Raw genomic sequence first — 22052 nt, 5'->3', positions numbered from 1 at the left:
GAGATCTGTCACGGGCTGCCCGGCTTCCACCCGCTCACCTGCATCGTCGCCCCGTCGACGACGTCGAACGGGGCGGGGCCCTCCCCGAGCGGGACGTCGCCGGGGGCCGCGGTTCCCGGCAGCGTGACGCTCATGGTCTGCGGGGTGTCGTGGTCCGCCGCGGCGCCGTACCCCTTCCAGAACAGGGTGAAGGACGCCGTGCCGCCGGGGGCGACGCCGACCCGCTGGGCGGTCGGTGCCTTACCGGATCCGCTCATCGATCCCGGGACGATGTCGAGGCGCAGCGGCAGGCCGCCCTGCGCCAGCGTGACGCCGGCGAACCCGTCGAGGTAGCAGGGGTGGGGGCCGTGCTGGGTGGCCACCACGGTGACGGCCCGGGAGCCCATGGTGGCGTCCCAGCCGGCGACGCTCCACGTGAGGTCGCCGGGCAGGCACGGGGTTGCCGCATCGACCGGAGCAGGCGGCGGGGCGGGCGCCGTGGTGCGTCGCGCCGGCTCGGGAGGGAGCGTCGGGAGCACGGCAGCCGGAGGCGGCCCGGCAGTGCCGGGTTCCTCGGCGGAGTCCGGCCACGGCACTGCCGGTGCGACGAGGGCCGCGACGCCGAGGACAGCGATGACGGCCCCGGCGACGTTCCGCACCGGCCCTGTCCCGGTCGACTGCTCGCCTCGTGCGGGCAGGACGCGGTCCAGGAGGACGGCGGCGGCGAGCGTTCCGGCGTCGGCGATCAGGAGCGGCCCGACCGCATCAGGGCCGCCGTCGATCAGCCACAGCCCCACCCCCACCGTCACGGCGAGGGCCACGGCGCTGCCGACCAGCCCGATCAGCCACTCGACGCGCGCCGGGCGGCGTGGGGGCCCGGTCGCGCGGTCGACCTCGGTCACCAGGCGCGCCTGGAGGAGCCAGAAGATGCAGAGGGCGGTCGGGATGGCCTGCTCGGAGCCGAAGGCGGTTGCCAGGAGGGGAGGTCCGGCCACCAGACAGAACACCAGCCCGACCAGCGCCGCGGCTCCGGCCTGGCCCCACGGGGGCAGCGGGAACCCGGCGGCGGAGCGTGGGCCCCGCGGGAGCTGACGCCACGTCAAGGTGCGGCCGGCGAGCACCAGCAGGAACCCGGCGCCCGCCACCCACCACATGGCACGCAGCATGTTCGCCGATTCCGGGGTGGCACATCGACCGTGGAGCGCACATCCCTCGTCGGGGTCGAACCAGAAGAGCGTGTACCGCTGGGCCACCGCGACGGCGGCGACCATCACGAGCACACCCGCCGCGGTCACCACCCGGCCCGTCCAGGGTGGTCGGGCAGGCGGGACGCCGTCAGCGGGCCACACGGAACGGCGCTCCCTCGTGTCACGCGGAGCGGGGGCCGTCCGCCGGGCCCGGACTCTAGTGCGGTGCCGAGGGCCGGGTCCGCACCGTGCCCACCAGCCGGGTGCCGAGCCGCTGCGGAATGTCGCCGATGGTCGTTCTCCCGGCATTTCCACCCACTGGTGACGCGTAACAATTCGGTAAGTGGCACAGCCGATGATCGGCGATTGGGCAACCTGCCTGCCTCGGTATGTTTGTGGGGTGACGAGGGAGTCGGCGGCGGACGACAGCGCTGGCCGCAGTGTGGTCCGCGGGGTATTCGCGGTTTTGCGTGAGTTGCGGGAAGAGACTGCGCCGTTGGGCGTCAGCACTTTGTCGCGACGCGTCGGGCTACCCAAGTCGACCGTTCAACGGCTGCTGGTGCAGATGGCCGCCGAAGGCGCCGTCGAACGCGTGGGACGGGCCTGGACCATCGGCCTCACGATGAGACAGGTCGGGGTGGATTCGCGATCGGTGTCCGGATTGAGATATGTCACCAGGCCACGCCTGCGCAGGATTGCGCTGGCCACCGGTGCCTCCACTTTCCTCTCCGTGGGCGACGCCGCGGGTCCGGTGACCTTGGACCAGGTCAGCGGCGCACTGATCGATCCGCGGATCTCTCCGGAGCAGCAGATGAGCATGGCCGCGCACCCGGCCTCGGCCGCGGCGCTCGCCATGGCGGCCGGCGGCCCGGCGATCGAACGTGGCTCGGTCGGGCCCGGGTACGAATGCATCGCGGATCTGTTCCCGCTCGCCACCGGTGAGGTCGGTGCTCTCACCCTCACGCTGCCCCGTGGCCGGGGCGTCGAGCAGTTCGTGAAAGCGCTGCATCGCATGAGCGAGAGCATCGGCATCGACGTCGACAATGTCGGGCGGGACGGCGGCTGGTGATCGCTGTGCCGCTGGGCGGCACAGCGCAGGAGCGCCGGGGAAAAGATGTGCACGCTGGGGCCGGGAGTAGTTTCGGCTCATCCGAAGGGCGTGGGGAATGGCTTTCCCGGCATCTGTTCACGATTTCATCGTCGTCGGTGGAGGTAGTGCCGGCTGTGTGCTGGCCACCCGCCTCTCCGAGGACGAGAACGTTCGCGTCCTCCTGCTGGAGGCCGGGGCCGGGCAGCCGTTGGAGGCCTCGGCGGTACCGCCGGCGTGGCCCACGCTCCTGGGCTCGTCGATGGACTGGTGCACGAGCACCGTCGAGTTGGCTGCCACCGGGTCACCGATGCCCTGGCCGCGGGGGCGCGGACTCGGCGGCTCGTCCGCACTGAACGGCATGGTCTTCACCCGCGGGCATTACTCCAGCTACGACGCGTGGTCCGAGGCGGGAGCGAAGGGGTGGGGGTTCGCCGACCTGCTGCCGTACTTCCGGCGCACCGAGAACGTCGAGGGTCGCGACCCGGCCCTGCGCGGCGTCGGCGGTCCGCTGACCGTCCGGCCGGCGGAGCCGAACCCGGCGGTGCGGGCGCTGCTGGACGCGGCGGCCGAGGCGGGTCATCCGGTGGCCACCGACATCAGCGGCGGCCGGGAGGAGGGGTTCGGTCTGCCCGACCTCAACATCGTCGACGGGGAGAGGCAGAGCGCCGCGGACGCCTACCTCCGGCCGGCGCTGCGGCGACCCAACCTCGACGTGGTGACCGATGCGCCGGTCCACCGGGTCCTCGTCGAGGGCGGCCGCTGCACCGGCGTGGAGTACCGCGTGGGCACCGAGGTGGTCACGGCGGCGTGCACGAGGGAGGTGGTGCTGACCGCGGGTGTCGTCGGGTCGGCGCAGCTGCTCCTGCTGTCCGGCATCGGTCCCCAGGCGCACCTGCGCGAGGTCGGTGTCGACGTGACACTCGACCTCCCCGGTGTCGGCGCGAACATGCACGACCACCCCATGACGACCGTCGTCTACACCTCGAGGCAGCCGATGGCCGCCAGTGCGAACAACCACGGCGAGGCGATCGGTCTCGTGCGCAGCGGTCCCGACACCGACGGCCCTGACCTGCAGATCCTGTTCGTCGCCATGCCCTACTACGACGTCATGACGCTCCCGGGTCCCCAGGAGGGCTACACGATCGCGGTCTCGCTGATGAACCCGCGCAGCCGCGGAACGGTGCGGCTGGCCACGGCCGACCCGGCCGCGGCGCCCCTGCTCGACCCCGCCTACCTCACCGACGAGCGGGACCTGCAGCTGATGGCCCTCGGGCTGCGGATGGCGCGGGAGATCGGCGACGCGCCTGCGCTGGACCCCTGGCGTGACGCCGAGGCGCTGCCCGGCCTCGACGTGTTCGGCGCCGACCGGGTGCAGGACTACGTGCGGAGGAGCCTGCTGCCGTACTTCCACGGGGTGGGCACCTGCCGGATCGGCTCCGACGACGCGGCGGTCGTGGACAGCGACCTGAGGGTGCACGGGATCGACGGGCTCCGCGTGGCCGATGCCTCCGTGATGCCCTCGATCGTCTCCGCCAACACCAACGCCACCGTCTACGCCATCGCCGAGCGCGCCGCCGTCCTGCTCACCGGGTGACGGGGCAGGTCGTGGCCGCCGCCCTCACGTGGTGAGCCGGGCCGACCAGGAGCGCCCGACCTCGGCGAAGCCGCGGCGCGTGTACCAGTGCCTGGTCCAGTCGTCGACGGCCGCGTTCAGGACGACCAGGTCGCAGCCGGCCTGTGCCGCCATGGCCATCGCCGTGCGGAGCAGGGCGTCGCCGTGCCCGCGCCTGCGATGCTCCGGCTCCGTGCTCACGGCGTCGAGCAGGGCGGTGCCGCCGTCGATCGCGAGGACGGCCGAGGCGACGAGCTCCCCACCGGCGGGGACGGCGAGGTAACGGACGTCGACGACGGCTTCCTCGAGTCGCCGTCCGTCGACGGCCTGGGTGATCTCCTCGTCGCGGATGCCGGGCAGGTCGCGCCGCCAGGAGGCGTCGATCAACGGGCGCAACGCCTCGGCGTCGACCTGCTCGACGCGCGCGACCGGTTCCCCGCCCGCGGGCGCCGCCATCCCGACCATCTCCTGCACCTCCCAGCCGCGGCCGGCGAGCCCGGCTGCCGTGTCCGCCAGGTGCGCTCCGGAGAGCAGGGCCCAGCGCTGTGCCGTGCCGTTGAGGACGCGGTCGGCGTCGGCGTCTACCGCAGCCGCGTCCACCCGGCCGTTCACCAGCAGCTGGTTGTGTGCCGGTGACGCGGGGACCGCCGCGGTGCGGACGGCGACCCCGCCCGTGACGGGCACCTCGGCGGTGGCCGTTCTCCGCAGCACCGACGGTTCGAGGACGCCGTGGCGCCAACCGGGGCCGACGGGCCCGAGCTCGGGAGCGTCGAACCCGCCGTCCGGTTGCGGGCGGTACGGCAGCACGGCGAGCACGGCCGCGGTGGGCACGGGACCGTAGGCGTGCGGGAAGCGCATCGAGGGCGGATCGGTCGGCAGACCGGGCTCGAAGCGGACCGGGACGACGATGCGGTCGGGGTCGAGCACGAGCAGCACGAGGTCGGTGCGGCCGCGGAAGAGCCGCCCGGCCGGCAGCGCCACCTGCTCCGGCGTGGACAGGTGGACGAACCCGAGGTCGGCGAGGGAGGCCGGCGCGATCGCGCCGGCGGCGAGGGCGGACCGCCACTCGGCGGGCGTGGTCAGGTGCAGGAGGGGACCGGGCACGGTAGGCAGCATGCCGCCTGCGCGGCTCGGGAGCGGGACCGCCGTGCCGGAAACCGGGACGGGATGCCGCCGAGCCTTGTCATTGGCACCGGGTGCCAATTAACGTGCGGCGGACAACCCCGTCGACGGCAGGAGGCCTTCCATGCCCCCGATCGAGCAGTCCGAGTCCGCGACCGAGGAGCCCGTCGTCGAGGAGATGCTCGTCGAGGAGGTCTCGATCGACGGCATGTGCGGTGTCTACTGACCCCGCCCCGAGCGACCCGTTCGACCCGGACCGCGCCTACCGCTGCAGTCCGCGGGTGGCGCTGCGCCCCGAGCCGTTCGGGGCGCTCGTCTACCACTTCGGCACCCGCAGGCTGTCGTTCCTGAAGACGCCGCAGCTGGTCGCGGTCGTGTCCGGCCTGGAGCAGCACCACTCCGTGCACGCCGCGATCGACGCGGCCGACGTGGAGGACACGCAGCGCCCGGCGTACCTGCGCGCCCTGGCCGGCCTGGCCGCCAACGGCACCATCGAGCAGCGGTCCTAGTGCGGCGGCCACAAACGTCCACCGGGTTCCTCGCTGGCCCAGGCGGCCCCTCGCGGCGTTGCCGTCCTGGCAAATACCCCGGTATGAGCTGCGGACGGCGCCTTGCGAGGAACCACCTGGATCCCGCGATCAACCCGGCAACGTTCGTGGCCACCGCACTAGACGTCGTAGAGACGGAGTCGCAGTGAAACTGGTCGAGCACTTCCAGTACGGCCTGAACTCACCGATCTGCCTCACCTGGGAGCTCACCTACGCCTGCAACCTGGCGTGCGTGCACTGCCTGTCGTCGTCGGGACGCCGGGATCCGCGGGAGCTGACCACCGCAGAGGCCAAGGGCGTGATCGACGAGCTGCAGCGGATGCAGGTCTTCTACGTCAACATCGGCGGTGGCGAGCCGACCGTGCGCTCCGACTTCTGGGAGCTGCTCGACTACGCGGTCGGCCACGACGTCGGGGTGAAGTTCTCGACCAACGGGATCAAGCTCGACGAGAAGCGGGCCCGGCAGCTCGCGGCCACCGACTACGTCGACGTCCAGATCTCCCTTGACGGCGCCACCGCCGACGTCAACGACCACGTGCGGGGCCCCGGCTCGTACGCCACGGCGATCCGGGCTCTGGAGAACCTCGCGGCGGCCGGGTTCGCCCAGCCGAAGATCAGTGTCGTCATGACGCGGCAGAACGTCGACCAGCTCGACGACTTCAAGGCCATCGCGGACAGGTTCGGAGCGCAGCTGCGCATCACCCGGCTGCGGCCGTCCGGGCGTGGCGCCGACGTCTGGGACGAGCTGCACCCCACCGCGGGGCAGCAGCGTCAGCTCTACGACTGGCTCGTCGCGCACGGCGAGGGTGTGTTGACCGGCGACTCCTTCTTCCACCTCTCCGCGTACGGCGAGTCCCTCCCCGGGCTCAACCTGTGCGGCGCCGGGCGCGTGGTCTGCCTGATCGACCCGGTCGGGGACGTCTACGCGTGCCCGTTCGCCATCCACGAGAACTTCCTCGCGGGCAACGTCCGGTCGCCGGGCGGGTTCCAGCAGGTCTGGCAGCACTCGGAGCTGTTCGCGCAGCTGCGTCAGCCGCAGACCGGCGGCGCGTGCCGCAGCTGCGGCTTCTACGACTCCTGCCAGGGCGGCTGCATGGCGGCCAAGTTCTTCACCGGCCTGCCGCTGGACGGTCCGGACCCGGAGTGCGTGCGCGGGTTCGGCGAGGAGGCGCTCGCCGCGCGCGACGGGAGCACCCTGGTCCCGCGGTCGGACGTGGACCACTCCCGCTCGGCGCCGCGCAACGCCCGCGGTCCGGTGCCGGTGCAGATCGGCATGCCGAGCCGGGCCGGTGCCGGCACCGGACCCGCGGCCCAGCCGGACCGCGCCTGCGAGACGAGCCCGCTGGCCGGGATGCCCGGCGACGCCTCCGACTCGCGCCTGCGGGTCCCGGTGGCCGGGAGCTGACCTCGATCCGGCCCACGTCGGAGGCGCACGTGCCACGGCTGGCCGGGCCGGTCGTGCTGCGCGGACGCACGGCGCCCAGCCGGGTGCTGTTCGGGCCGCACGAGACGAACCTGGCGTGGCGCCGGGAGATCTCATCGCGGCACGTCGCCTACTACGCCCGGCGGGCCGCCGGTGGGGCCGGGGTGATCGTCACCGAGGTGGCGAGCGTGCACGGGTCGGACTGGCCCTACGAGCGGGCGCCGCTCGCCGCCGACGCCGGGCCCGGCTGGGCGGCGGTCGCGCAGGCGTGCCGCCCGTACGGCTCGCTGGTGCTCGCCGGGCTCGGGCACTCGGGCGGGCAGGGCAGCTCCGCGTACGGGCAGCAGGCGCTCTGGGCGCCGTCCGGGGTGGCCGACCCCGGCACCCGCGAGGTGCCGATGGTGGTCGAGCAGCCCGAGATCGACGCGCTGGTCGCCGGGTTCGCCGCGGCGGCAACCTCCGCCGTGTCCGCCGGACTGGACGGCGTGGAGGTCGCCGCCGGCCAGCACTCGATCCTGCGCCAGTTCCTGTCCGGGCTCACCAACCGCCGCCGCGACACCTACGGCGCCGACCGCGTCCGCCTGCTCCGGGAGGTGCTCACGGCGGTGCGGGCCGGCCTCGGCGCGGACGGCGTGCTGGGGCTGCGGCTGTGCTGCGACGAGCTGGCCCCGTGGGCCGGGATCACCCCGGAGCAGGGGACCGCGGTGGCCGGCGCGGTCGCCGGGACCGTCGACTACCTGGTGCCGGTTCGTGGGTCGGGCCTGTCGGTCTGGGCGACCCGCCCCGACATGCACGAGGAGCCCGGCTTCAACCGCGGGCTCTGCGCGCGGGTGCGCACCGCCGTGGCCGTCCCCGTCGTCCTGCAGGGCAGCGTGGTGGACCCGGCGTCCGCACAGCAGGCACTCGACCAGGGCGTCGCCGATCTCGTCGAGATGACGAGAGCGCAGATCGCCGAGCCGGACCTGGTGAGGCACGTCCGGGCCGGGACGGCGGAGCGGATCCGCCCGTGCACGCTGTCCAACGCGCGCACCGCGGTCCGCGACCCGCGCAACCCGGTCGTCTCCGACGACGCCGAGCCCCGTGCCGGGCACGAGACCGAGGACCCGCCCGTCGAGGGCACCGACGCCGTGAGCCGCGCCGCCGTCGTGGTCGGTGGGGGACCGGCCGGGATGGAGGCGGCGCGGGTGCTGGCGCTGCGCGGGCACCGGGCGCGCCTCCTCGAGCGGGACGGCCGGCTCGGCGGCGCGCTGCGGCTCGCCGCCGCGGTGCCCGGCCGGGCGCGGATGGGTCTGCTCGTGCCGTGGTGGGAGCGCGAGCTGGCGCGCCTGGGGGTGGCAGTGGAGCTGGGCGCCGAGGCCGATCCGGCGCTGCTCGACGCGGCCGAGCGCGCGGGAGAGGCGGTGCTGCTCGCCACCGGTTCGCGCCCGGCGCAGTCGCCGATCGGGGGGCCGGCCGTCCTCGACGCCGTCTTCCTCGACGCCGCCGCCTTCGAGTCCGCCGTGCTGGCGGCCGGGTCGACGGCGGCGGTGCTGGCGCGCCGGCCTACAGGCACGGTGGTGGTGCACGACCCGGTCGGGGACGCGACCGGCGTCGGGATCGCCGAGCAGGTCGCGGCCGCGGGACGGGCCGCCGTCCTCGTCACCCCGGACCAGGTGGCCGGGGTCCAGCTGGCCCGCACCGGCGACCTCGTCCCGGCGAACATCCGGTTGCAGCGCGCGGGGGTGGTGCGGGAGCTGCGCACGCGGCTGCTCGACGTGCGCGACGGGCGGGCGGTGCTGGAGCACGTCTGGACCGGCGCGCGCCGCGAGATCGGCTGCGCGGTGGTCATCGACTGCGGCCACCGGCTGCCCGCCGACGAGCTGTGGCGGGCCCGGCCGCAGCTGCGGCGGGCCGGGGACTGCGTCGCGCCCCGCACGGTGCACGAGGCCGTGCTCGAGGGCCGCCGTGCCGCGTTCACGGTCGGCGCATCAGGATGACGCTCTTCTCACCGCTGCGGGTGGGGCCGTTGACGCTGCCCACCCGGATCGTGTTCTGCGCGCATCTGACGGGCAGCGCGCTCGACGGGCTGCCCACCGAGCGGCACGCCGCCTACTACGCGGCACGTGCCGCGGGCGGGGCCGGGTTGATCGTCACCGAGGAGCACTCGGTGCACCCGGACGACCGGCCCTACGAGAAGCTGCTGCGCGGGCACGATCCGGCCGCCGTGCCCGGCTACCGGCGGCTCACAGCGGCCGTGCACGCCCACGGCGTCCCGGTGCTCGCGCAGCTCAACCACAACGGCGGGCAGTCGTCGGGCCTGTACTCGCGACGGCCGCTGTTGGCGCCATCGCCGGTGGCCGACCCGCTGTTCCGCGAGGTCCCGAAGGAGATCACGGCAGCGGAGATCCGCGAGGTCGTGGCCGGATACGCGCGCACCGCGGGCCACTGCGCCGCCGGCGGCTTCGACGGGGTCGAGATCCAGTGCTCGCAGGCGTCGCTGCTGCGGCAGTTCCTCTCCCCGCTCACGAACCGGCGCACCGACCGCTACGGCGGTGACCTGGCCGGGCGGGCGCGGATCGTCCTGGAGGTGCTCGCCGCGGTGCGCGAGGCGATCGGCCCGCGGCGCGTGCTCGGGGTGCGGCTCTGCGGTGACGAGGGGATCCCCGGCGGCACGACGCTCGCCGAGGCCGTGGCCACGGCACAGCTGCTGGCCGCGGACGGCCGGATCGACTACCTGAACACCTCGGTCGGCGTCGCGACCGCCACGCTGCACCTGGTCGAGCCGCCGATGCCGGTGCGTGCCGGGTACGCGCTGCCCGTCGCGGCCGCGATCCGGGCGGCCGTCGCGCTGCCGGTGGTGGGGGTCGGCCGGTTCACCGACCCCGCCGACGCCGCCCGCGCGCTGGCCGAGGGCCACTGCGACCTGGTGGGGGTCGTCCGCGGACAGATCGCCGACCCGGAGTTCGCCGCGCACGCCCGCAGCGGACGGCCGGGCCGCACGTGCGTGGGGTGCAACCAGGAGTGTGCCGGGCGGGTGGGGCTCAACCAGTCGCTGGGGTGCCTGGTGAACCCGCGGGCGGGGCAGGAGGCGGTGGCGCTGCCCCCGCCCCGCATCCCCCGCGAGTCGCCCGTTTCCGGCGCGCGAGTCGCCGAAATTCCGTGGGCGAGTCGCCCGTTGCGGCGCGGCCGGGCCGTCCTCGTCGTCGGTGGGGGCCCCGCCGGGCTCAGCGCCGCGGCCACCGCGGCGGCGCGGGGGCACCGGGTGACGTTGTGCGAGCGCGAACAGCGGACAGGCGGGCAGGTGGCGGTGGCCGCGTCGACGCCGGGGCGAGCCGGGTTCGCGGCGGTGGTGCGGGACCTGCTCGCCGAGTGCGACGGCGTCGACATCCGCACCGGCGTCACCGTGGACGCCGCGTTCGTCGAGCGCGAGCGGCCCGACGCCGTGGTGCTCGCGACCGGCGCCCGCCCGGCCCGTCCGGCGTGGGCCGGTTCGCTTGCGCGCGTCGCCGACGTGCGGGACGTGCTGTCCGGCCGCGTGGCGCCGACGGGCTCCGTGCTCGTGTACGACGAGCTGGGCTTCCACCCGGCCACCTCCGTGGCCGAGCACCTCGTGGCGGCCGGCTGCGCGGTGGAGATCGCCACTCCGGCGATGGTGGTCGGCCAGGACCTCGGCCTGACGCTCGACATGGAGCTGTTCCACCGCCGCGCGCACGCCGCCGGGATCACGATGACCACCGACCGGGTCGTGCTCGCCGCGGCGCCCGCCCGGTCCGGCGTGGTGCTCACCGTGCTCGACCACGCCGTCGATGCCGTCACCGAGATCGGGTACGACTGGGTCGTGACCGCCGTACCACCGGAACCGGAGGACGCGCTGTGGCGGGCGCTGCGCGGGCAGGACGTTCCGGTGCACCGGATCGGCGACTGCCTCGCCCCGCGCCGGGCCGCCGCCGCCGTCCGTGAGGGCCACCGCATCGGAGTCGCGCTGTGAACCCGTCCGCCGGCTCGCTGGGCAGCCGCACCTGGACCGAGCTGGAGGCGCGGCACACGCTTCTCGTCCCCGTCGGGTCGCTGGAGCAGCACGGCCCGCACCTGCCGCTGGACACCGACGCCCGCGTCGCCGCCGCCGTCGCCCGCCGCGCTGCCGACGCAGCGCCGGGTGTGCTGGTGGCGCCCGCGCTGGCCTTCGGCGCGTCGGGCGAGCACGAGGCGTTCCCCGGGACGCTCTCCATCGGGCACGAGGCGCTGCGCGCGGTGCTGGTCGAGCTGGGCCGCTCGGCCGGCCGCTGGGCCGCTCGGCTGGTGTTCGTCAACGGTCACGGCGGCAACCTCCCCACCGTCTCCGACGCCGTGGTGCAGTTGCGCGCCGAAGGCCGGGACGCGGCGTGGTTCGGCTGCGGCGTGGCGGGCGGCGACGCCCACGCCGGCCGCACCGAGACGTCGCTGCTGCTCGCACTGGCCCCCGGGCTCGTCCGTCTCGACGAGGCGGCGGCGGGCAACACCGCCCCGCTCACCGACCTGCTCGCCGACCTGCGCAGCGGGGGCGTCGCCGCCGTGAGCCCGAACGGCGTGCTGGGCGACCCGGCCGGCGCCACCGCGCAGGAGGGCGAGCGGCTGCTGACGGAGATGGCCGCCCGCCTCCGCAGCGCCGTCGAGAACTGGACCCCGACCTCCCGAGGCGCGCTGAGCTGAGCTCCCCCGGGGTTGCAGCAAAGCCACTTTGACGCAACGTGGCTGCATGAAAGTGGCTTTGCTGCAACGGGCGGCCGGGGATCGGGGCGCCCCCGCGGTGCGATGCTGGACGTCGTGACCGATCCCGTCCTGCCCGTGTACGGGCACCGTTCGCTCGCCGAAGTGCTGCCCGCTCTGCTCACCGCGCTCGGTGTGCCCGGCGAGGCACCCGGGCAGCCGGGCCTGGAGCTCGCCCCGGCCCCGGCCGTCGCGTTGTTGCTGGTCGACGGGCTCGGCAGCGAACTCCTCCGCACGCACGCCGCCGACGCGCCGTTCCTCGCGGGCCTGTCCGACGCCGGCCCGCTCACGGTCGGCTTCCCGTCCAGCACGTCGATCAGCCTCACCTCGCTGGGCACCGGCCTGCCACCGGGCGCGCACGGCATGCTCGGCATCTCCTTCCGCACCGCCCCCGACGAGCTGCTCGACACCCTCCAGTGGCGGTCGGTCGGGACGCCGGAGCCCGTCGACCTGCGGGAGCGGCGGCCGCCCGAGGAGATCCAGCCGAGCACCACGGTGTTCGAGCGGGCGGCGGCCGCGGGCGTCGAGGTCACGGTGGTGTCGAAGGCGGAGTTCGGCGGTTCGGGCCTCACCCGCGCGGCGCTGCGCGGCGGGCGGTACGCGGGCACGTACGCGCTCGGTGACCTCGCCGCCGAGATGATCGGGGCGCTCGCGGGCCAGGGCAGGCGGCTGGTCTACGGCTACCACGCCGACCTCGACGCCCTGGGTCACCTGTACGGACCGGGGACGCTGCCGTGGCGGCTGCAGCTGAGCCAGGTCGACCGGCTGGCCGCGCTGGTCGCCGAGCATCTCCCGCCCGACGGAATGCTGGTGGTGACCGGCGACCACGGGATGGTCCGGGTCGACCGGGTCGTCGACGCCGACACCGACCCGGCGCTGCGCTCCGGCGTCGACCTGCTGGGCGGCGACCCCCGGTCGCGGCACGTCTACGTGCAGCCCGGCGCCCAGGACGACGTGCTGGCCGCGTGGCGAGCGGTCCTCGGCGACGGCGCCTGGGTCGTACCGGGCGAGCAGGCCGTCGCCGAAGGCTGGTTCGGGCGGGTCGACCAGCGCATGCGCAACCGGATCGGGGACGTCGTGGTCGCCGCCCGCGGCGGCACGGCCGTGGTCCGCTCGGTGGCCGAGCCCGTGCTCGCGGGCCTGCCGGGCCAGCACGGCTCCCTCACCGTGGCCGAGCAGGTCGTGCCGCTGCTGGTCGCGCGCCCGGCCTGACCGCCTCACCGCGGCGGCGCCCCTGGCCGTGACACGATCGGCGCCGTGATCGAGGTACCCGCCGGCCCGGCCCGGACACGCCTTCCCGCGGGGTTCCGGATCGCCCTCGACCGGAGGGTGTGGACGGTCGACGACGGCGAGGTCATGTTCGGGGGCGCGCCGCCGCGCATGCTGCGCCTCGCCCGGGCGGCCCGGGACCTGCTCGCCGCGGACGGCATCTGCACCGTGGGCGACGAGGCCTCGGCGCGGCTGGCCCGGGCTCTGGTGGACGCCGGGATGGCCCACCCGGTGGCCGTTCCCGGCGGCGACGTGCCGTCCGCCTGCGACGTCACCGTGGTGGTGCCGGTGAAGGACCGCGTCGACGGCCTGCGCCGGCTCCTCGCCGCTCTGCCCGGCGGCCTGGGTGGCGTGATCGTCGTGGACGACGGGTCGGTGGACGCGGACGGGGTCGGCGGGGTCGCCGCCGCCGGTGCGCGGGTGCTCCGCCACGAGCGGCCGCTCGGCCCGGCCGCCGCCCGCAACGCGGGGCTCGCCGCGGCGACCACTGCGCTGGTGGCGTTCCTCGACTCCGATGTGGTGCCCCTGCCCGGCTGGTTGGAGCCGCTGCTGGCGCTCTTCGCCGATCCCGCGGTCGGGCTCGCGGCGCCGCGGATCGTCGCCCTGCCCCCGGGACCCCTGTCGCGGATCGACGGGCTGCTGGCCCGGTACGAGGCCGTCCGGTCATCGTTGGACCTTGGTCCGGACCCGGCGCTGGTGGTGCCGCGCTCGCGCGTCGCGTACGTGCCGAGCGCCGCCGTGCTCGTGCGCCGCACCGCGGTCGGGCCCGGTTTCGACGACGGGATGCGGGTGGCCGAGGACGTCGACCTGGTGCTGCGCATGCACGAGGCCGGCTGGCGGCTGCGCTATGAGCCGGCCGCCCGGGTCGCGCACGACCACCGGACCACGCCGGCGGCCTGGTGGCTGCGCAAGGCCTACTACGGCACGGGTGCGGCGCCGCTCGCCGTGGCGCACCCCGGTTCCGTGCCGCCGATGGTGCTCAGCCCGTGGTCGGCGGCGGTCGGGGCGCTGGTGCTGGTGGGCACCCCGTGGTCAGCGGCTGCTGCGGTGGCGGTGAGCGCCGCGGCGGCGCAGCGGCTGGCGCGGAAGCTGCCGGTGCGCCGTCCGCGCGCCACGGCGGCCCGGCTGATCGCGATGGGTGCGGTGGGCACGGTGGCACAGACGGCCGACGGCGTGACGCGGCACTACTGGCCCGTGTCGCTCGCCGCGTGCCTGCTGTCGCGGCGGGCGCGGCGCACGGTGGCGGCCGTTGCGGTGGCGGAGGGCATCGTCGACTGGTGGCGCCACCGCGGCCGGGACGCGTCCGTGCGACCAGGGCTGCTCGGGCACCTGGTGGCGCACCGGCTCGACGACCTGGCGTACGGCACCGGCCTGTGGTGGGGCGCACTGCGGCACCGCACGACGGAACCGCTCCGGCCGGTCGGTACGGGGTCGTAGCGGATCTTCGGACCACGACGGACCACCGTTGCCGGTGGATGCAGCCGTCCGTCGGGAGTAATCCGGATGGGTGAGACCAACCGCTCACCCGGTCTGCCGATGCGTTTCCGGGGTGCGATATTGCGCCGCATCCGCGGAGGGAAGGCCTGGTGAGTGATTTGTTCGCCCCGAGGTCACCTGCGGGTGGGTATACCGGTCGGAAGGGGACCCGTTGCGCCGCCGGATCAACAGGGGTGTGATGTGGTCGCCGCCACAACGGCGTGGCGGCCCGGATGGTGGTGCGACCACCTCGGCCGGCCCTCCGGAAGACATGCTGGCGCGATACGACACCGTGGTCGCGGTTGAGGAGAAGATCTCATGGCACAGGTCCGGGTCACGGTCGACGGCGTGGTGTACGCCGACGACGTCGAGCCCCGCACGTTGCTGGTCCACTATCTGCGGGAACGCCTCGGCAAGACGGGCACCCTGGTCGGGTGCGACACCAGCAACTGTGGAGCCTGCACCGTCCACCTGAACGGGCAGAGTGTGAAGTCCTGTTCCGTGCTGGCCGTCCAGGTCGATGGTGCCGAGGTCACGACGATCGAGGGCATCGCGCGTGACGGCAAGCTGCACCCGGTGCAGGAAGCCTTCAACGAGTGCCACGCGCTGCAGTGCGGCTACTGCACGCCGGGGATGATCATGCAGTCCATCGACCTGCTCGGGGACAACCCCGACCCCAACGAGCAGGAGGTGCGCGAGGGCATCGAGGGCAACCTCTGCCGCTGCACCGGGTACCAGAACATCGTCCGCGCCGTCCAGAGCGCCGCGGAGAAGATGAAGCCGGGCGCCCAGGCCGACGTGCAGTCGCCGGTGTCCGTGGCCGGAGGGGGCGACTAGATGACCGCGACCGCGGAACCCACCGTCGAGTTCGGAAAGGCCCGACCCCGCAAGGAGGACGCCCGTCTCATCACGGGCCGCAGCCGCTACACCGACGCCATCACGCCGTCGGGCACCTTGCACATCGCCGTTGTCCGCTCACCGCTCGCGCACGCGACGATCACGGGCGTCGACAAGTCCGAGGCCGAGCAGGCTCCGGGTGTCGTCGGCGTCTACACGGCCGCCGACCTGGGCCTCGAGGGGGTCGGCCTACCCTGCGCGTGGCCGGTCACCCCGGACATGAAGGCGCCGCAGCGTCCCGTGCTCGCCACCGGCACCGTGCACTTCGCCGGTGAGGGCGTGGCCGTCATCGTCGCCCGGAGCCCCGCGGAGGCCCGCGACGCCGCCGACCTCGTCGAGATCGACTACGAGCCGCTCGACCCCGTGCTCGACATGGAGGCCGCACTCGCCGACGGCGCCACCCTCGTCCACCCCGACCTGGGGACGAACGAGAACGCCACCTGGGTGTTCGACTCGGGCGAGGCCGGCACCGGCACGAGTGTCAGCGACGCGATCTCGGCTGCCGAGGCCGACCCCGACCAGGTGGTCGTGCGGCGCCGGTTCCGCCAGCAGCGCCTGATCCCGGCGTTCATGGAGCCGCGGTCCGCGGTGTGCGACCCGACCGGCGAGCAGATCACCCTCTACGCGGCCACCCAGGTGCCGCACATCCTGCGGACGATGACGACGGTCACGCTCGGGGTGCCCGAGAGCAAGCTGCGGGTCATCGCCCCGGACGTGGGCGGCGGCTTCGGGGGCAAGATCGGTGTGCTGCCCGAGGAGATGCTCGTCGTCGCACTCGCGCAGAAGCTGGGCAAGCCCGTCAAGTGGAGCGAGACGCGCTCGGAGTCGCTGCTCGCCGCCCACCACGGCCGCGACCAGATCCAGGACATCACGATCACGGCGAAGAAGGACGGCACGGTCACCGGCCTGGACGTCAAGCTACTGGCCGACATGGGTGCCTACCTCGGCCTGGTCGGTCCGGGCGTGCCGATCCTCGGCGCGTTCATGTTCAACGCGATCTACAAGTTCCCGGCCTACAGGTTCACGTGCACCAACGTCTTCACCACGAAGACGCTGACCGACGCCTATCGCGGCGCCGGGCGGCCGGAGGCCACGTTCGCCGTCGAGCGGATCATGGACGAGCTCGCCGTCGAGCTCGGCCGCGACCCGATGGAGCTGCGCGAGCAGAACTGGATCAAGCACGAGGAGTTCCCGTTCACCACGGTGTGCGGGCTGACCTACGACTCGGGCAACTACGAGCAGGCCACGCAGCAGGCGATGGAGCTGTTCGACTATGCGGGCCTGCGTCGTGAGCAGGAGGAGCGGCGGCGCTCGGGCGACCCCGTCCAGCTCGGGATCGGCATCTCGACGTTCACCGAGATGTGCGGTCTCGCGCCCTCGCGGGTGCTGGGTTCGCTGTCCTACGGCGCGGGCGGCTGGGAGGCCGCGAGCATCCGGATGCTCGCCACCGGCAAGGTCGAGGTGATCACGGGCGCCTCGGCGCACGGCCAGGGCCACGAGACGGCGTTCAGCCAGATCGTCGTCGACCAGCTGGGCGTGCCGTTCGAGGACGTCGAGGTCCTGCACGGCGACACGCAGATCTCACCGAAGGGCCTCGACACCTACGGCTCGCGCTCGCTCGTGGTCGGTGGCATCGCGATCGTGAAGGCCGCCGACAAGGTCATCGCGAAGGCCAAGAAGATCGCGGCGCACCTGCTCGAGGCGTCCGAGGACGACATCGAGTTCGCGGGTGGCAACTTCACCGTCCGCGGCACGGACAAGGGCAGGTCGATCCAGGAGATCGCGTTCGCCGCGTTCATGGCGCACGACTACCCGGAGGACATGGAGCCCTCGCTCGACTCCGACGCCGTGTACGACCCGGAGAACTTTTCGTTCCCGCACGGCACGCACCTGGCGGCCATCGAGATCGACACCGAGACCGGGCACGTCGACCTGCGCAAGTACGTCTGCGTTGACGACATCGGCAACGTGGTCAACCCGCTCATCGTCGAGGGCCAGGTGCACGGCGGCCTCGCCCAGGGCATCGCGCAGGCGCTGTTCGAAGAGGCCAACTACGACGACCAGGGCACGCTGGTCAACGGCACGTTCGTCGACTACACGCTGCCCTCGGCGGCCGACCTGCCGAGCTTCGACACCCGCACGGTGAGCACCCCGGCCACGTCGAACCCGCTCGGCGTCAAGGGCGTCGGCGAGGCGGGCACGATCGCCTCGACGCCCGCGATCGTGAACGGCGTGCTCGACGCGCTGCGCCACCTCGGCGTCCGCGACGTCGAGATGCCGTGCACGTCGCAGCGCGTGTGGCGGGCACTCCAGGACGCACAGGGGCGTTCCACCCAGGAGACCCCGGTCGACACCCACTCGCCGGGTGCCGGTCTGGGCTCGATCGACCCGAACAACCCTCAGGGAGAGGTCCAGTGATCCCGTCCAAGTTCGACTACGTCAAGCCGTCGTCGGTGGCCGAGGCCATCACGGCGCTGCGCGACGGCGGCGACGACGCCAAGATCCTGGCCGGCGGCCAGAGCCTGATCCCGGTGCTGCGGCTGCGGCTCGCGACGCCGTCGGTGCTGATCGACCTCGGGGGGATCCCGGAGCTGCGGGGCATCCGCGAGGACGGCGACCGCATCGCGATCGGTGCGATGACCGCCTACTACGACGTCATTCGGGACGACCTGGTGAAGCAGCACGTCAGGCTGCTCGCCCAGGCCACGGAGACGGTGGCCGACGGCCAGGTGCGCCACCGGGGCACCCTCGGCGGCTCGCTGGCCCACGCCGACCCCGCCGGTGACCTGGGCGCCGTGGCGCTGGCGCTGGACGCCGAGCTGGTGATCGCCGGTGCGGACGGCACGCGCACGGTGCCGGCGAGCGAGTTCTTCGTGGACTACTTCACCACGGCGATCGGCGAGGGCGAGATCCTCACCGAGATCCGGTTCCCGAAGTACACGGGCTGGGGGAGCCACTACGAGAAGTTCAACCGGACCGCGCAGGCCTGGTCGATGGTCGCCATCGCGGCGGCCATCCGGGTCGAGGGTGGGACCATCGCGGAGGCCCGGGTCGGGCTGACGAACATGGGCACCACGCCGATCCGCGCCACCGGCGTCGAGCAGGCGCTCGTCGGTCAGCCTGCCACCGCCGACGCGGTGCGCGCCGCCGCCGACCACGTCACGGAGGGCACATCCGCTCCAAGTGACGCGGATGCGGCCGCCGACTACCGTGAACACCTGGCCAAGGTGCTCACCGGCCGGGCGGTGCTGGCGGCCGTGGGCTGACGTTCATCGTTCCACCGTGGACGCCTGCTCCGAGCACCCGGGAGCGGGCGTCCACGGCTTTACGCCCCTCGGCGGTTCGCCGGCCAGGGGTCCGAGAAGGAGACGACTCATGCAGTTGGAGAACAAGTTCACGATCGAAGCGCCGATCGAGAAGGCGTGGGAGGCGCTGAACACACCCGAGACGGTGGCTCCGTGTTTCCCGGGTGCCACGCTCCAGGAGTACGAGGGCGACTCGTTCACCGGCACCGTCAAGGTGAAGCTCGGGCCCATCTCGCTGACCTACAAGGGCAAGGGCACCTACATCAGCCGCGACGACGAGAACCACGTCGTCGTCATCGAGGCCAACGGGCGTGACTCGCGCGGCAACGGCACGGCGAAGGCCACCGTCACCGGCACGATGACGGCCGACGGGCCCACCCGGACCGCGGTCACGATGGCGACCGACATGACGATCACCGGCCGCCCGGCGCAGTTCGGACGCGGCGTCATCTCGGACGTCGCCGACAAGATCATCGGGCAGTTCTCGGCGTGCGTGGCCAGCAAGCTCGCGCCCGAGGTCGAGGGGTCGTCCGCGCCGGCGTCCGCCGGTGCCGAGGCCGCAGCCGCCGGCGGTGGCAGCACCAACGGCTCCGCGGCGCCTGCCACGGCCACCGCCACGGCGGCCAAGGGCCCGGTGCTGGCGACCGCGCCCACCACTCCCGCGCAGTCCACCCCGGCGCCGAAGACCCCTGCGCCGTCCCTGCGCAGCGAGGTCGACGCGATCGACCTGCTCGACACGGCGGGTGCCCCGGTGCTGAAGCGGGTGGCCCCGGTGGCCGGCGGCCTCCTGCTGCTGCTGATCATCTTCCTGATCCGGCGCAGCCGCTCCAGCTGAGCGCGTTCCCGACGGAGGGCAGGCGACCAGGTCGCCTGCCCTCGTCAGCGTGCAGCACAGGCCGCGGCCGGCCGGCTCACCTCCCGGTCAGTCGTCCCAGCGGTCGTCGTCCCGACCGTCGTCGTCCCGCCCGTCGTCGTCCCGCCCGATGTCGTCCCGACTGTCGTCGTCCCGGTGGTCGTCGCGCCGGTCGTCGTCCCACAGGTCGTCCCGGTTGTCGTCGTCCCAGCGGTCGTCGTCACACCTGTCGTCGTCGACGTCCGTGCGGGAGAGCTCGCCCGGGACGGTGGGCTGAGCAGGCGCGGGGCTGGTCGGGGTCGGCGTCGGGATCGCCGGGCCGCCGATCCCGGAGTCGGCGGTGGCGGTCCGCACGGGGGTGGGGGAGTCCGTGCTCGCGACAGCGAACGCGGTACCACCGATCAACAGGGTGGCGACGGCGGCGGCCGTACCGATGACGATGCGGGGCGTGGACATTTCTGCTCCTCAGGGTCGTGGTGCTTGCCGACATCACGGTGTCGATCACCGGCCTAGAGGCGCGCTGCCACAGCCCTAACACCGCGTTAGGCCGGTGGGCCCTGAAGGCCTCCGAGCTCGAGCACGACCTCCAGCCCGCCACGGGCGGAGCGGCCCAGCACGAGCCGGCCACCTGCCTGCTCCGCACTGCGGCGGGCGATGTCGAGCCCGAGACCCGTGGAGCGGCCACCGCTGGCGCCACGCCGTACGGTCGCCCCGTCCGGGAGCCCCGGTCCGGCGTCGGAGACCACGAAGACGGCGCCGCCTCCGGGACGGGGCGCGAGCCGTACCACGAAGGACGTGCCGTCCGGGGTGTGGGCGAAGATGTTGCCCAGCAGCGCGTCGACGCAGGCGCCGAGGTCGGCCGCGCCCAGCGCCACCGGCAGCGGGCCCGGGGTGATCTCGACCGTCGTCTCCCGATCGGTGTCCTCGGCCAGCACCGCCCAGAACGCCACCCGCTCCCGCACCACGGCGGCGGCGTCGCTGCCGATGCGGCCCGCGCCTGGCCCGCTGCCGCGCCGCCTGGCCTGCTCGATCGCCTGCGTGACCGCGCGCTGCACCGCGTCGACCCCGGCGCCGATCCGGGCCGCGTCCTGCTGTCCCGGGAGGGCTTCGGCGTCCAGGCGCAACGCGGTGAGCGGGGTGCGGACGCGGTGGGCGAGGTCGGCCACGGTCTCGCGTTCCTCACGCAGCAGCTCCGCGATGCGGCCGGCAAGGCCGTTCAGTGCCTCGGCGACCACGCCGAGCTCGCCGGGTGCGGTGGGGTCGGCGCGCGCGGCCAGGTCGCCGCCGGCGAGGCGGTGGGAGACCGCGGCGAGGTCGGTGGTGGACCGGACCAGGGAGCGGGCCAGCCGGTCGGCGACGGCGAGGCTGAGGCCCAGCAGACCCACCCCGAGCGCTCCGAGCAGCAGCCACGCCCCCGGCACGCCTCGGCTGAGCTCGGCGTCGGGCACGAACGAGCGGATCACCCCGGCTTCGCCCGCCTGGTCGCGGACCGCGACGACGATCTCCCGGCCCCCGTCCACCACCGCGGACCTGCTGGTGCCGAGCGCTCCGAGCTCGACCAACGGGGTCCGCTCGGCCGGGGTGCCGAGGACGGTGCCGTCGGCCAGGAACACGGTGATGGCGTCGGGTGACGGGGCGTCGAGCTGCTGGACGGTGAGGGCGAGGGAGGTGCGGTCGGCCGTGCCCACGAGCGAGCTGAGTGACTGCGCCTCGACGGTGGCGGCCTGCACCGCCCGGTCGGCGGCGACGGTGCGCAGCAGCAGGGCGAGCGGCACGAGGAAGGCGATCAGTACCAGCGACGTCGTCGCCCCGACGAGGGTGAGGATGCGGCGGCGCATGTCGCTCAGCCCTGCGGTGCGGAGATCCGCACGCCGACGCCGCGCACGGCGTGCAGGTAGCGCGGCTCCTGGGCGGTCTCCCCGAGCTTGCGGCGCAGCCAGGACAGGTGGACGTCGACGGTCTTGTCGGCGCCGCCGTAGGGCAGCTGCCAGACCTCGGTGAGCAGCTCACGTTTGCTGACGACCTGGCCGGAGCGGGCCGCGAGGTAGTGCAGGAGCGAGAACTCGCGGGGCGTGAGGTCGAGCGCGACGCCGTCGAGGCTCGCCTCGCGCGCCCGCGGGTCCACCCGCAGCCCGCCCACCACGACCGCCGGATCGGCCACGGCGTCCCCGCTGCGGCGCAGCACGGCTCGGATGCGGGCGTCGAGCTGCGCGGCGCTGAACGGCTTGACCAGGTAGTCGTCGGCGCCGGCGTCGAGTACGGCCACGATCTCGGACTCGTCGTCGCGTGCGGTCGCCACGATCACCGGCACCGCGCTCACACCACGCAGCATCCGGAGCACGGTCGTGCCGTCGAGGTCGGGCAGCCCGAGATCGAGCACGACCAGGTCGGGCCGGTTCGTCACGGCCGACTCGAGACCGGGCAGCGCGGCGGCGGCCGAGTCGACCGCGTGCCCGCGCTCGGTCAGGCCGCGGATCAGCGCGCCGCGAATCGCCGGATCGTCCTCGATGAGAAGTACCTGGGCCACCGGCTGCACCGTAGAACAGCCGGCGATCACCGCACCACG

19 protein-coding genes are annotated in these 22052 nt (G+C 74.0%); 14 read left to right on the top strand and 5 right to left on the bottom strand.

Features of this window, described 5'->3' with window-relative positions:
* Nucleotides 1–8: 8 nt before the first annotated feature.
* Nucleotides 9–1328 carry a DUF4232 domain-containing protein gene (locus ACQPZA_RS34425; RefSeq protein ID WP_433276415.1) on the bottom strand — a complete coding sequence of 440 codons (1320 nt, stop codon included), beginning with the start codon at nucleotides 1326–1328 and terminating at the stop codon, nucleotides 9–11.
* A gap of 238 nt (nucleotides 1329–1566) precedes the next feature.
* On the opposite strand from ACQPZA_RS34425, the gene ACQPZA_RS34420 reads away from it, so the two are divergent.
* Together ACQPZA_RS34420 and ACQPZA_RS34415 are read left to right on the top strand one after the other, a co-directional pair.
* Nucleotides 1567–2235, top strand: a complete 669-nt coding sequence (locus tag ACQPZA_RS34420; RefSeq protein ID WP_433276413.1) for a helix-turn-helix domain-containing protein — start codon at nucleotides 1567–1569, stop codon at nucleotides 2233–2235.
* 97 nt (nucleotides 2236–2332) lie between these two features.
* The gene (locus ACQPZA_RS34415; protein WP_433276411.1) at nucleotides 2333–3850 is read left to right on the top strand and encodes a GMC family oxidoreductase; all 1518 of its coding nucleotides are present in this window, start codon (nucleotides 2333–2335) and stop codon (nucleotides 3848–3850) included.
* Between the two features lie 24 nt (nucleotides 3851–3874).
* On the opposite strand, the gene ACQPZA_RS34410 is transcribed toward ACQPZA_RS34415, so the two are convergent.
* Nucleotides 3875–4972: a GNAT family N-acetyltransferase gene (locus ACQPZA_RS34410; protein WP_433276409.1), complete on the bottom strand. Its 1098-nt coding sequence runs from the start codon at nucleotides 4970–4972 to the stop codon at nucleotides 3875–3877.
* A 142-nt stretch (nucleotides 4973–5114) separates the two neighbouring features.
* Between ACQPZA_RS34410 and mftA the strand changes: the two genes are divergently transcribed.
* From mftA to ACQPZA_RS34350, 12 genes are all read left to right on the top strand, one after another.
* Complete coding sequence (gene mftA / locus ACQPZA_RS34405) at nucleotides 5115–5216, top strand: mycofactocin precursor MftA (protein WP_169395464.1); 102 nt, start codon at nucleotides 5115–5117, stop codon at nucleotides 5214–5216.
* Nucleotides 5206–5499: a mycofactocin biosynthesis chaperone MftB gene (gene mftB, locus ACQPZA_RS34400; protein WP_433276407.1), complete on the top strand. Its 294-nt coding sequence runs from the start codon at nucleotides 5206–5208 to the stop codon at nucleotides 5497–5499. The genes mftA and mftB overlap by 11 nt, the downstream gene beginning before the upstream one ends.
* A gap of 184 nt (nucleotides 5500–5683) precedes the next feature.
* Entirely contained in the window at nucleotides 5684–6943 is a 1260-nt protein-coding gene (gene mftC / locus ACQPZA_RS34395) for a mycofactocin radical SAM maturase (RefSeq protein ID WP_433276405.1), read from the top strand.
* Between the two features lie 29 nt (nucleotides 6944–6972).
* A complete protein-coding gene (locus ACQPZA_RS34390) occupies nucleotides 6973–8937 on the top strand; it encodes a mycofactocin system FadH/OYE family oxidoreductase 1 (protein WP_433276403.1) in 1965 nt (654 codons plus the stop codon).
* Nucleotides 8934–10928: a mycofactocin system FadH/OYE family oxidoreductase 2 gene (locus ACQPZA_RS34385; RefSeq protein WP_433276401.1), complete on the top strand. Its 1995-nt coding sequence runs from the start codon at nucleotides 8934–8936 to the stop codon at nucleotides 10926–10928. Before ACQPZA_RS34390 ends, ACQPZA_RS34385 begins: the two co-directional genes overlap by 4 nt.
* Nucleotides 10925–11629 carry a mycofactocin biosynthesis peptidyl-dipeptidase MftE gene (mftE, locus tag ACQPZA_RS34380; protein WP_433276399.1) on the top strand — a complete coding sequence of 235 codons (705 nt, stop codon included), beginning with the start codon at nucleotides 10925–10927 and terminating at the stop codon, nucleotides 11627–11629. The genes ACQPZA_RS34385 and mftE overlap by 4 nt, the downstream gene beginning before the upstream one ends.
* 114 nt (nucleotides 11630–11743) lie before the next feature.
* Entirely contained in the window at nucleotides 11744–12898 is a 1155-nt protein-coding gene (locus tag ACQPZA_RS34375; protein ID WP_433276397.1) for an alkaline phosphatase family protein, read from the top strand.
* A gap of 45 nt (nucleotides 12899–12943) precedes the next feature.
* Complete coding sequence (mftF, locus tag ACQPZA_RS34370) at nucleotides 12944–14392, top strand: mycofactocin biosynthesis glycosyltransferase MftF (protein WP_433276395.1); 1449 nt, start codon at nucleotides 12944–12946, stop codon at nucleotides 14390–14392.
* A gap of 357 nt (nucleotides 14393–14749) precedes the next feature.
* Nucleotides 14750–15268 (top strand): (2Fe-2S)-binding protein, encoded by a 519-nt coding sequence (locus ACQPZA_RS34365; RefSeq protein ID WP_169395470.1) that lies wholly within the window; start codon nucleotides 14750–14752, stop codon nucleotides 15266–15268.
* Nucleotides 15269–17746 (top strand): xanthine dehydrogenase family protein molybdopterin-binding subunit, encoded by a 2478-nt coding sequence (locus ACQPZA_RS34360; RefSeq protein ID WP_433276393.1) that lies wholly within the window; start codon nucleotides 15269–15271, stop codon nucleotides 17744–17746. It begins immediately after the preceding gene.
* Entirely contained in the window at nucleotides 17743–18594 is an 852-nt protein-coding gene (locus ACQPZA_RS34355; protein WP_433276391.1) for an FAD binding domain-containing protein, read from the top strand. The genes ACQPZA_RS34360 and ACQPZA_RS34355 overlap by 4 nt, the downstream gene beginning before the upstream one ends.
* Nucleotides 18595–18703: 109 nt before the next feature.
* Entirely contained in the window at nucleotides 18704–19468 is a 765-nt protein-coding gene (locus ACQPZA_RS34350; protein ID WP_433276389.1) for an SRPBCC family protein, read from the top strand.
* An 87-nt stretch (nucleotides 19469–19555) separates the two neighbouring features.
* Here the strand turns inward: ACQPZA_RS34350 and ACQPZA_RS34345 are convergent, their stop codons facing one another.
* The 3 genes from ACQPZA_RS34345 to ACQPZA_RS34335 form a co-directional block, all read right to left on the bottom strand.
* The gene (locus ACQPZA_RS34345; RefSeq protein ID WP_433276387.1) at nucleotides 19556–19942 is read right to left on the bottom strand and encodes a hypothetical protein; all 387 of its coding nucleotides are present in this window, start codon (nucleotides 19940–19942) and stop codon (nucleotides 19556–19558) included.
* 86 nt (nucleotides 19943–20028) lie between these two features.
* Nucleotides 20029–21324: an ATP-binding protein gene (locus ACQPZA_RS34340; protein ID WP_433276385.1), complete on the bottom strand. Its 1296-nt coding sequence runs from the start codon at nucleotides 21322–21324 to the stop codon at nucleotides 20029–20031.
* Nucleotides 21325–21329: 5 nt separating this feature from the next.
* On the bottom strand, nucleotides 21330–22013 hold the full coding sequence (locus tag ACQPZA_RS34335; protein ID WP_433276383.1) for a response regulator transcription factor: 684 nt from the start codon (nucleotides 22011–22013) through the stop codon (nucleotides 21330–21332).
* Nucleotides 22014–22052: the final 39 nt, after the last annotated feature.

The organism is Pseudonocardia xinjiangensis, assembly GCF_050948425.1.
Classification (GTDB): domain Bacteria; phylum Actinomycetota; class Actinomycetes; order Mycobacteriales; family Pseudonocardiaceae; genus Pseudonocardia; species Pseudonocardia xinjiangensis.
The sequence above is the reverse complement of the archived record's forward strand: the minus strand, read 5'-3'. Positions and strand labels throughout refer to the sequence as shown.